Annotated in this window: 8 protein-coding genes and 1 pseudogene; 5 read left to right on the top strand and 4 right to left on the bottom strand. The window is 71.7% G+C overall.

Going from position 1 to position 9,702, the window contains the following annotated elements:
• Positions 1-303 precede the first annotated feature (303 nt).
• A pseudogene (locus ACIQJT_RS15750) lies at positions 304-583 on the bottom strand (GNAT family N-acetyltransferase); the annotation flags it as partial.
• 67 nt (positions 584-650) lie between these two features.
• On the opposite strand from ACIQJT_RS15750, the gene ACIQJT_RS15745 reads away from it, so the two are divergent.
• The 3 genes from ACIQJT_RS15745 (at position 651) to ACIQJT_RS15735 (ending at position 2,472) form a co-directional block, all read left to right on the top strand.
• Complete coding sequence (locus ACIQJT_RS15745) at positions 651-1,328, top strand: hypothetical protein (protein ID WP_402643694.1); 678 nt, start codon at positions 651-653, stop codon at positions 1,326-1,328.
• Between the two features lie 5 nt (positions 1,329-1,333).
• A complete protein-coding gene (locus ACIQJT_RS15740) occupies positions 1,334-1,921 on the top strand; it encodes a hypothetical protein (RefSeq protein WP_402643692.1) in 588 nt (195 codons plus the stop codon).
• Between the two features lie 158 nt (positions 1,922-2,079).
• On the top strand, positions 2,080-2,472 hold the full coding sequence (locus tag ACIQJT_RS15735) for an FHA domain-containing protein (protein WP_020140078.1): 393 nt from the start codon (positions 2,080-2,082) through the stop codon (positions 2,470-2,472).
• A 10-nt stretch (positions 2,473-2,482) separates the two neighbouring features.
• On the opposite strand, the gene ACIQJT_RS15730 is transcribed toward ACIQJT_RS15735, so the two are convergent.
• Together ACIQJT_RS15730 and proP are read right to left on the bottom strand one after the other, a co-directional pair.
• Positions 2,483-3,154, bottom strand: coding sequence for an O-methyltransferase (locus ACIQJT_RS15730; RefSeq protein ID WP_402643689.1), 672 nt, complete (start codon positions 3,152-3,154; stop codon positions 2,483-2,485).
• An 87-nt stretch (positions 3,155-3,241) separates the two neighbouring features.
• The gene (gene proP, locus ACIQJT_RS15725; RefSeq protein ID WP_402643687.1) at positions 3,242-4,597 is read right to left on the bottom strand and encodes a glycine betaine/L-proline transporter ProP; all 1,356 of its coding nucleotides are present in this window, start codon (positions 4,595-4,597) and stop codon (positions 3,242-3,244) included.
• A 310-nt stretch (positions 4,598-4,907) separates the two neighbouring features.
• On the opposite strand from proP, the gene ACIQJT_RS15720 reads away from it, so the two are divergent.
• Positions 4,908-6,914, top strand: coding sequence for a bifunctional glycosyltransferase 87/phosphatase PAP2 family protein (locus ACIQJT_RS15720; RefSeq protein WP_402643685.1), 2,007 nt, complete (start codon positions 4,908-4,910; stop codon positions 6,912-6,914).
• Between the two features lie 21 nt (positions 6,915-6,935).
• Here the strand turns inward: ACIQJT_RS15720 and ACIQJT_RS15715 are convergent, their stop codons facing one another.
• A complete protein-coding gene (locus ACIQJT_RS15715; protein ID WP_402643682.1) occupies positions 6,936-8,174 on the bottom strand; it encodes a cytochrome P450 in 1,239 nt (412 codons plus the stop codon).
• 241 nt (positions 8,175-8,415) lie between these two features.
• On the opposite strand from ACIQJT_RS15715, the gene ACIQJT_RS15710 reads away from it, so the two are divergent.
• Positions 8,416-9,585, top strand: a complete 1,170-nt coding sequence (locus ACIQJT_RS15710; RefSeq protein WP_402643679.1) for a steroid 3-ketoacyl-CoA thiolase — start codon at positions 8,416-8,418, stop codon at positions 9,583-9,585.
• Positions 9,586-9,702 lie beyond the last annotated feature (117 nt).

Below are 9,702 nucleotides of genomic sequence, written 5' to 3'. Positions count from 1 at the left end.
GGCCCGGGGGGCCCGGGGGGGGGGGGGGGGGGGGGGGGGGGGGGGGGCCCGCCCGCGGGGGGGGGGGGGGGGGGGGCGGGGGGGGGGGGGGGGGGGGGGGGGGGGGGGGGGGGGGGGGGGTTTGGGGGGGGGGGGGGGGGGGGGGGGGGGGGGGCGGGGGGGGGGGGGTGTCCGTCCTCGGTCCGGCGGCTCGGTCTCTTGAGCTGTGCTCGGTGACGGACGCCGGCCGCTGCGGGCGGACACCCCCCACCCCGGCCCCTCACGCCGTACGCGGCTTGCGGGCCGTCGTGGTCACAGCATCTTGCCCAGGGTGCGGGCCGCCGACTCCGCCGCCTCGACGAGGAGGGGCGCGCCGCCCCTGCCGTGCATGTGCTCGTGCAGGTAGACGCGGGTGAGCTCGGCGCTTGTGTCGGGGCGCAGACGTATGCCCGCGGTCCCGGCGGGTTCTCCCTCGAAGCGGGCCACCAGCAACAGGCCCGTGGGCGGGGTCAGTTCGCCGCCCGTCTGTCTCGCCACCTCCCTCTCGCCAAAGGGCGGCTGCCGTAGGGGAGTCGGGGGGTTCCGGGGCGACGGTCCAGGTCATGGCCTGATTGTCGCGTACACATATGCGGAGACGGTTTGAACAAAACGTCCAGGGCAACCCGGGAGACATGTCAACAGGCCTGATCATCGCTCTGATCGTGATCGTGGCGGCCGTGCTCGTCGTGGCGGCCGTCCTGACCCTGCGTGCCCGGGGCCCGCAGCACGGCCGGGGCCTGAAGCGGCGCTTCGGGCCCGAATACGACCGTACCGTGGCCCGCCACGACGGGGACGAGAAGGCCGCCGAACGCGAACTCGCCGAGCGCGTGGAGCGGCATGGATCGCTGCGCGAGCAGCCACTCGAACCGGCGGAGCGCCAGCGGTACGAGGACCGCTGGACGGCCGCCCAGGAACGCTTCGTCGACTCCCCCCGGGATGCCGTCGCCGAGGCCGACCGGCTGCTCGCCGAGCTCGCCGAGGCCCGGGGCTTCCCGGGCGGCGGGCAGTACGAGGAACAGCTCGACGCGCTGTCCGTGCACCACGCGGACCACGTGCACGGCTACCGGCGGGTGCACGCGGTGGCGAGTGCCCGCTCCGACGGCCGGACGGACACGGAGGACCTGCGCGCCGCCATGGTCGAGGCGCGGGCCCTCTTCGAGGACCTCGTCGGCCCCCCGCGGAGCCGCGAGGAGTCCCGTACACCCACCGGTGAGTCCCACGCGCGGGCCGGTCAGCCCCGCGACGGTCGTCACGACAGCCGGGGACATCTGCCGTGGGCATTCAACAGGCGTCACGCGAAGGGGAGTTGAGCGACATGACGGATGCCACGAGCAGGCCGGGCAGCGACGGCACCCGGGGCGAGGGCACGATCGGCAGGGGCACGGGCAACGATCCCGCGGGTTCGCACAGCCCTCTGGTGACCCCCACCGAGAACGAGGCGCCGGACCTGAAGCGGTCGGGTACGCCCGGTGACGAGGGCGGCTTCGGCACCGACACGTCCGCCGTCCGGGAGACCGGGCGGGACGCCGGCTCCGACACGGTCGGCGGTGTCGGTACCGGGGCGGGCGGGCTTTCCGGCCGCGAGGGTCACGGCGAGCGTGCCGGCCGGGAGTCCCGGCTGCTGCCGCACGAGGAGTGCGACAAGCTGAGCACGCGGCTCCAGCACGCCGTCGCCGGGTTCGTGGACGAACCCCGGTCCGCCGTCGAGGAGGCCGACCACGTGCTGGAGGAGGTCGCCGCCCGGTTCGCCGACGCGGTGAAGGAGCGCCGGCGCACGCTGCGCAACTCCTGGCAGACCGGCGACGGCGGCCGGGACAAGGCCATGAGCGCCGGAGACACCGAGCAACTCCGGCTGGCGCTGCGGGACTACCGCGAGCTGACGGAGCGGCTGCTGCACAGCTGACGCCTCGTCCGTACGTACGACCGGCCTGTCGCCCCGAGCGGGGTGGCAGGCCGGTCTTCGGGTGTCTTGCGCCGGACACGGCCGTCCCGGGCGATTTATCATGCGGCGGCGGTGAGCCGATGTGGTTGCCGCGCAAGGACCCCTCAGGAGGAGCGCACGTGCTCGAACTCACCATGGCCGTCGTCACCGCGGCGGAGGAGGGTGCCACGGCAGGCATGCAGATGGCCGAGGCGCCCAGTGACCCGGGCACCGTGCTGCGGGTGGGCCGGGACAAGTCCGTGTGCCGGCTCGTGACCCCCGACGACTGGCTGTTCGTCTCCCGGGTGCACCTGGAGTTCCTGTGCGGACCCGAGGGCGTCTGGCAGGTGACCTGGCTCCAGGGCTCGCAGCCCGACCCCTCGTCCGAGGTGCAGCTGGTGGCCGGGGCCTACGCCCAGCCGCTGGTCTACGGCGGCTCGGTGACGCTGCCCCGGGGCGGCAACGGCGAGATCGTCATCCGCGATCGCACCGCCCCGCGCAGCGTCAACGTCGGCTTCTACCACGAGGTGTGAGCGTGCCGGGTCACGCCAGCACGCGCGCCAGCGCGAAGCCGTCGTAGCCCTTGCTGCCCACCGTCTGGATCGCGGTGGCGCTCAGCCTCGGGTGCCGGCCGATCAGTTCGAGCGCGGCGCGGGTGCCCTGGACGTCGGGGGCGGGGTTGCCGGGGTCGGCCACCCGGCCGCCCCGTACGACGTTGTCCACCACGATCAGGCTGCCCGGGCCGGTGAGCTTGAGCGCCCACTCCACGTAGTGCGGGTTGTTGCCCTTGTCGGCGTCGATGAAGACCAGGTCGAAGGGGGCGGGGTTCTCGGCGGCCAGCCGGGGGAGGGACTCCAGGGCGGGGCCGACGCGCACCTCGACGACCTTGTCGAGGCCCGCGCGGGCGATGTTGCGGTTGGCGACCTCGGCGTTCTCCGGGCTGTACTCCAGGGAGACCAGGCGGCCGTCGGCGGGCAGGGCGCGGGCCAGCCAGATGGTGCTGTAGCCGCCGAGCGTGCCGAGTTCCAGGATCGTGCGGGCGCCCTGGATCTGGGCCAGGAGCTGGAGGAGCTTGCCCTGCGGCGCCGTGACGGCGATGGCGGGCAGGCCGGCGGCCTCGCTGTCGCGCAGGGCCGCCTGGAGCACCTCGTCCTCGGGCGCGAGGTGGGTGGCGAAGTAGGCGTCGACGTCGTCCCAGAGCTGTGACTCGGTCATGCACGTGTGCCTTTCGTCTGTCTAGTTAGATCAGCTAACTAGCTGCGCTAATGAATATAGCCGCGCTCCCACCTCGTGTCAGGGTATTCACCTCTGCGGGGGCGAACCCGGCAGCGGCCGGCCCGCCGACTCCGTCATGAACCACACCGCCACCCCGCCGATCACGGCGGCGGCCATCATGTAGTACGCGGGCATCATCATGTTCCCGGTCGCGCCGATCAGCGCGGTCACCACCAGCGGGGTCGTGCCGCCGAAGAGGGACACCGAGACGTTGAAGCCGACCGAGAGGGAGCCGTAGCGGACCCGGGTGGGGAAGAGGGCCGGCAGGGCGGACGGCATCGCGGCCGTGAAGCACACCAGGAGCAGGCCCAGCGCGCCCATGCCGAGCGCGATCGCGAACAGGCTGCCCTGACGGACCAGCAGCAGGGCCGGGACCGAGAGGAACAGGAAGCCCGCGCAGCCCGCGGCGATCACCGGGCGGCGGCCGACGCGGTCGCTCAGGGCGCCCGCGAAGGGCTGGACGACCATCATCAGCGCCATCACGGCGAGGACGACCAGCAGACCGTGCGTCTCGTCGTACTCGAGCTCGCTGGTCAGATAGCTGGGCATGTACGACAGCAGCATGTAGTCGGTGACGTTGAAGACCAGGACCAGGCCCACGCACAGCAGCAGCGCCCGCCACTGGCCGGTGATCATCTCGCGCAGCGGGACCTTCGGACGGCTCGCCTCGGCCTTCTCGGCCTCGGCCGCGAACGCCGGGGTCTCCTCCAGGCGCAGCCGCAGGTACAGGCCGACGACACCCATCGGACCCGCGATCAGGAACGGGATCCGCCAGCCCCAGGACACCAGGTCCTCGGTGGACAGCAGGGCCGTCAGCAGCGTGACCAGGCCCGCACCGGCGATGTAACCGGCCAGCGTGCCGAACTCCAGCCAGCTGCCGAGGAAGCCGCGCTTCTTGTCGGGGGAGTACTCGGCGATGAAGGTGGACGCGCCCGCGTACTCGCCGCCGGTCGAGAAGCCCTGGACCAGGCGGGCGGCCAGGAGCAGCAGCGGGGCGCCGACGCCGATCGTGGCGTACGACGGGATCAGGCCGATGGCGAAGGTGCCCGCCGCCATCATGATCATGGTCACCGCGAGGACCTTCTGGCGGCCCACGCGGTCGCCCAGCGGGCCGAAGACCAGGCCGCCGAGCGGGCGGACCAGGAAGGCCGCGGCGAAGGCGCCGAACGTGGACAGGAGCTGGGCGGTCGCGCTGCCGGAGGGGAAGAAGACCTTGCCGAGGGTGACGGCGATGTAGCTGTAGACACCGAAGTCGAACCACTCCATGGCGTTGCCCAGCGCGGCGGCCTTCACGGCCCGCTTCACGAGAGCCGGGTCGACGGCGACGGCCTCGGGGGTGCCGGGGGTGCGGACGGGGTGAGAGAGCGTGGGGGCACTCGGCAAAACTTCGCTCGCCTGCCTTTCGACGGGGACAAGGGCAAAAAGCGACCATAGGCGGACTTGACGGGTTTACGGAACGGTCGAGTCCGGTCGCGGAGCGTACATAAACGTGCCATATGCAGGTACCCCGTGCCTGGTCAGGGACGCGACGTACCGGCAGCCATGTGATCCATCTCGCGCCTGACAACGCGACCGGCCCGGCGGCGGACTATCGTCATTCGGACAAATGGAGGCGGACGTCAGGTGAAGGCGGGGTTGCCTGCGTCCTTCCTCACGGACGCATGGCACGAACGGGACGAGAGGCCGACGCGGCGTGGCGAATGCGGAGCACAGGGGGACCACCGAGGTGCAGGCCCGGTTGCGCGCGGCGAGGCTCGCCCTGTGGCTGGTGGCGGCCGTCCTCGCCGTACGGGAGGTGGCCGTCGTCCTCAGCACTCCGAGGGGCGAACGGCTGACGGACCTGGAGACCTGGGTCGGCCCGGACGGCGTCCTGCACGTGAAGGGTTCGCTGTACGACTCGACGCAGTTCACCGGTACCCCGTTCGGGGGACTCGTCCTGAAGCCGCTGACCCGCGCCGCCGAACAGGCCCTCGGCTGGGGGTGGACCTTCGGCACCCTGCTCCTGGTCGTCTGCCTCGGTCTGGTCGCCGCCCGCGCCCTGCCCCAGCCGGTCGGCCGCCGCACCTCCCTGCTCGCCGCGCCGGTCGCGATCAGCCTGCTCATGCTGTCGCTGCCCGTGCGCAACACGCTCTACCTCGGGCAGACCAGCATCATCCCGGTCCTGCTGGTCCTCGTCGCCTGCTTCGCCGTACGGGGTGAGCGGTTCAGCGGGCTGCTCATCGGGCTCGCCGCCGCCCTCCAGCCCACGGTCCTGCTCTTCGCGGCCCTGCTCTGGTTCACCGGCCGCCGCCGCGGTGCCCTCACCGCGGCCGCGACCTTCGCCGCCGGCACCGCGCTCGCCTGGGCCGCGCTGCCCCACGACTCGTACACCTACTGGGTGCACCACATCGCGGGCACCGGTCTCGGGGGCCCCGCCGACGACCTGTCCAACCAGTCCCTGCACGGCCTGCTGCTGCGCCTGGGGGTGGCGGGGCCGCTGGAGATCTCGCTCTTCCTGGCGCTCGGCGCGGGTGTCGCCGTGCTGGGCGTGCGCCGGGCGGTGCGCTACGCCCGCGACGGGCAGTTGCTGCTCGCCGTCGCGATCACAGGCTGCGCGGCGATCGCCGTCTCGCCGACCACCTGGCAGCACCAGCTGCTGTGGGTACTGCTCGCGGTCGTCGGACGGGTCGGCAAGCGGGCCTCCGACCGGTACGTGTGGCCGGTCGCCGTCGTCGTGGTCATGACCCTGCCGGCGGACATGCTGCTGCCGCACATCTCGGCCCTGTACCCCCTGCGGGACAACATGGTGCTGCTGGCCGCGCTCGCCGCCGCCACGGTGATCCCCTTCCTGCCGCGCACCTCGCCGCACTACCGGACGCCGATCCCCGCGGAGTACGCCGCCCCGGCGCCCACGCGGTTCCGGCACGTGCCGCTGCTGCCGTTCCTGCGGCGGGTGCTGACGCGGCCGAACCTGCTCCTCGAACTGCTGCTGATCCGGGTCACGTACGCCGCCTACCAGCAGGTCAGACTCGCGGCGACCGGCGGCAGCAACTCGGCGGGACGGGCCACCGCCGAGAAGCACGGGCAGCAGATCCTCGACCTGGAACGCCTGCTGCACATCGACATCGAGCACTGGGCCAACCACGCGGTCGTGAAGGTCGACTGGCTGCGGAACTTCTTCGACTTCTACTACACCTCCTTCCACTTCGCGGTCCCGCTGAGCGTGCTGGCCGTCCTGTACTGGCGGCGCCCGGTCGACTACCGGTGGGCCCGGGCCTCGCTCGGCTTCACGACCCTGCTGGCCCTCGTCGGGTTCTGGCTCTATCCGCTCGCCCCGCCGCGGCTGATGCCGGCGCTGGGGATCATCGACACCGTGCACGGGGTGCAGGACTTCTCCAAGCCGGACTACGGCACGCTGACCGCGCTGACCAACCAGTACGCGGCGATGCCCTCGCTGCACTTCGGGTGGTCGCTGTGGTGCGGGGTGGTCATCGCGGTCATCGCGCCGAGGTGGTGGATGAAGGGGCTCGGCCTGCTGCACCCCTTCTTCACGGTCTCGGCGATCGTGGCCACCGGGAACCACTGGGTGCTGGACGCGGTGGGGGGTGCGGTGGCCGTCGCCGGCGGGTTCGGGCTGTCGTACCTGTTCCAGGGGCCGCGGGGGCGGACGGCCGGAAGGGTGGCGGAAGCCGATGAGGAACGGGCGTTGGCGAAGAGGTAGCGCCTGACGGGTGCCGCTCCCTCAGCCCAGCGACACCTGGAGATCCTTGACCCCGTTGATCCACGCCGAGCGCAGGCGGCGGGGGTCGCCTGAGGCGCGGAGGCCGGGCATGGCGTCGGCGACGGCGTTGAAGATCAGGTCGATCTCCAGGACCGCGAGGGACTTGCCGAGGCAGTAGTGCGGGCCGCCGCCGCCGAAACCGAGGTGGGGGTTGGGGTCGCGGGTGATGTCGAAGACGTCCGGGTTCTCGAAGACCTCGGGGTCGTGGTTGGCGGCGGCGTAGAAGATGCCCACCCGGTCGCCCTTCCTGATCTGCTTGCCGCCGAGCTCCGTGTCCTGGGTGGCCGTGCGCTGGAAGGCGTTGACGGGGGTCGCCCAGCGGACGATCTCCTCCGCCGCCGTCGAGGGACGCTCGGCCTTGTACTTCTCCCACTGGTCGGGGTGGGTGAGGAAGGCGTGCATGCCGTGGGTGATGGCGTTGCGGGTCGTCTCGTTGCCCGCGACCGCCAGCATCAGGACGAAGAAGCCGAACTCGTCGGAGTTCAGGTTGCCCTCGTCCTCCGCGGCCACCAGGGTCGTGACGATGTCTGTGGCCGGGCACTGCTTGCGGTCGGCCGCCATGTTCATCGCGTAGGCGATGACCTCCATGGCCGACTCCTGGCCGACCTGCTCGCTGATCGCGTACTCGGGGTCGTCGTACGCGATCATCTTGTTGGACCAGTCGAAGATCTTCGCCCGGTCGTCCTGCGGGATGCCGATGAGCTCGGCGATGGCCTGAAGGGGCAGTTCGCAGGCGACCTGGGTGACGAAGTCGAAGGACCCCCCGGGCAGGGCGCGCGCGGTCTCGACGATGGCGTGGGCGCGGTCGCGCAGACGTTCCTCCAGGGCGCGGATGGCCCGCGGGGTGAACACCCGCTGGACGATCCCGCGGACCCTGGTGTGCTCCGGCGGGTCCATGTTGAGCAGGATCAGGCGCTGCGCGTCGATCGCGTCCCGCTGGATGTGCTCGTTGAAGCGGATGATCGCCGTGTTGAGGGAGGAGGAGAAGAGCTCGGGGTGCGTGGAGACGTACTTGACGTCCGCGTGCCGGGTGACCGCCCAGTACCCCTCGTCCTGGAAGCCGGCGACGTTGCCCGGCTGGGGGATCCAGCGCACCGGTTCGGCCCGGCGCAGTGCGGCGAACTCCGGCAGCGGTACGCGGCTTTGCAACAGGTCGGGGTCGGTGAAGTCGAACCCGTCGGGAAGTGCTGGACACGACATCGGCAACTCACTCCAGCCGTTCGGCAGCTGTCTGACGGCCCATCAGGAACAGAGCTGCCGTGAAGGTAGTAACGGGTTCTACAAGAGGCAAGGGGCGCGGGGCCCCCAATTGTGTGCACGACCCTTGCGGTGGTGGGCGGCTCGTCAGCAGACTGCAAAGCAGCGTGAAGTAGAACACGTACTAGTTCTGGGTGTTCTACGGAAGTTCCATGGATCCGTTCGGAGGAGAGGACCCGCACCCATGGCCGCCGAACCCGTGATCGTCGAAGCCGTCCGCACCCCCATCGGCAGGCGCGGCGGCGCGCTCGCCAACCTCCACCCCGCCTACCTGCTCGGCGAGACCTACCGTGAACTCCTCGGCCGCGCCGGCATCCCCGCCGACGCGGTGGAACAGATCGTCGGCGGCACGGTCACCCACGCCGGCGAGCAGTCCATGAACCCCGCGCGCACGGCCTGGCTGACCGTCGGGCTGCCCTACGAGACCGCGGCGACGACGGTCGACTGCCAGTGCGGTTCCTCGCAGCAGGCCTCCCACATGGTCGCCAACATGATCGCGGCCGGGGTCATCGACGTCGGCATCAGCTGCGGTGTCGAGGCGATGTCCCGGGTGCCGCTGGGGTCGGGGTCGAAGCACGGGCCCGGCAAGCCGTTCCCCGACGAATGGAACGTGGATCTCCCCAACCAGTTCGAGGCGGCCGAACGGATCGCCCGGCACCGGGGGCTGACCAGGGAGGACGTCGACTCGCTCGGGCTGCTGTCCCAGGAGCGGGCGGCCGCCGCCTGGTCCGAGGAGCGGTTCAAGCGGGAGACGTTCGCGGTCCAGGTGCCGACCGTCGAGGACGAACAGCGGGCCGGGCAGGGCATGTGGCGGCTCGTCGACCGGGACGAGGGGCTGCGGGACACCTCCATGGAGGCGCTGGCCGGCCTGAAGCCCGTCATGCCGACGGCGATCCACACGGCCGGCAACTCGTCCCAGATCAGCGACGGGGCCGCGGCGATCATGTGGGCCTCCAAGCGGATGGCGCGGGCGCTGAAGCTGCGGCCGCGGGCCCGGATCGTGGCGCAGGCGCTGGTCGGCGCCGACCCGCACTTCCACCTCGACGGACCGGTCGACGCGACCCGCGCGGTCCTCGGCAAGGCGGGCATGTCCCTGGCGGACATCGACCTCGTCGAGATCAACGAGGCCTTCGCGTCCGTGGTGCTGAGCTGGGCCCAGGTCTTCGACCAGGACCTGGAGAAGGTCAACGTCAACGGCGGCGCGATCGCCCTCGGGCACCCGGTGGGGGCCACCGGGGCCCGCCTGATCACGACGGCCCTGCACGAACTGGAGCGCACCGACAAGGAGTTCGCGCTGATCACGATGTGCGCGGGCGGGGCACTGGCGACGGGGACGATCATCCAGCGGTTGTAGTCGGTGCGGTGGCGGTGCCGTCGGCGCGGGCCGGGGGCTCCGTGGGGAAACGTCCGGCGTCCGCAGCGATGAGTTCTGCCCGCCGCCGCCGTCCCCCTTGCGGACAGGGAGGTGTTC

The organism is Streptomyces sp. NPDC091972, from assembly GCF_044756385.1.
Lineage (GTDB): Bacteria > Actinomycetota > Actinomycetes > Streptomycetales > Streptomycetaceae > Streptomyces.
The sequence above is the reverse complement of the archived record's forward strand: the minus strand, read 5'-3'. Positions and strand labels throughout refer to the sequence as shown.

Bases quoted from the DNA above. Each gene is read 5' to 3' on its own strand.
- ACIQJT_RS15715 (WP_402643682.1), bottom strand. From the start codon at position 8,174: ATGTCGTGTCCAGCACTTCCCGACGGGTTCGACTTCACCGACCCCGAC.
- ACIQJT_RS15710 (WP_402643679.1), top strand. From the start codon at position 8,416: ATGGCCGCCGAACCCGTGATCGTCGAAGCCGTCCGCACCCCCATCGGC.
- ACIQJT_RS15730 (WP_402643689.1), bottom strand. From the start codon at position 3,154: ATGACCGAGTCACAGCTCTGGGACGACGTCGACGCCTACTTCGCCACC.
- ACIQJT_RS15740 (WP_402643692.1), top strand. From the start codon at position 1,334: ATGACGGATGCCACGAGCAGGCCGGGCAGCGACGGCACCCGGGGCGAG.
- ACIQJT_RS15745 (WP_402643694.1), top strand. From the start codon at position 651: ATGTCAACAGGCCTGATCATCGCTCTGATCGTGATCGTGGCGGCCGTG.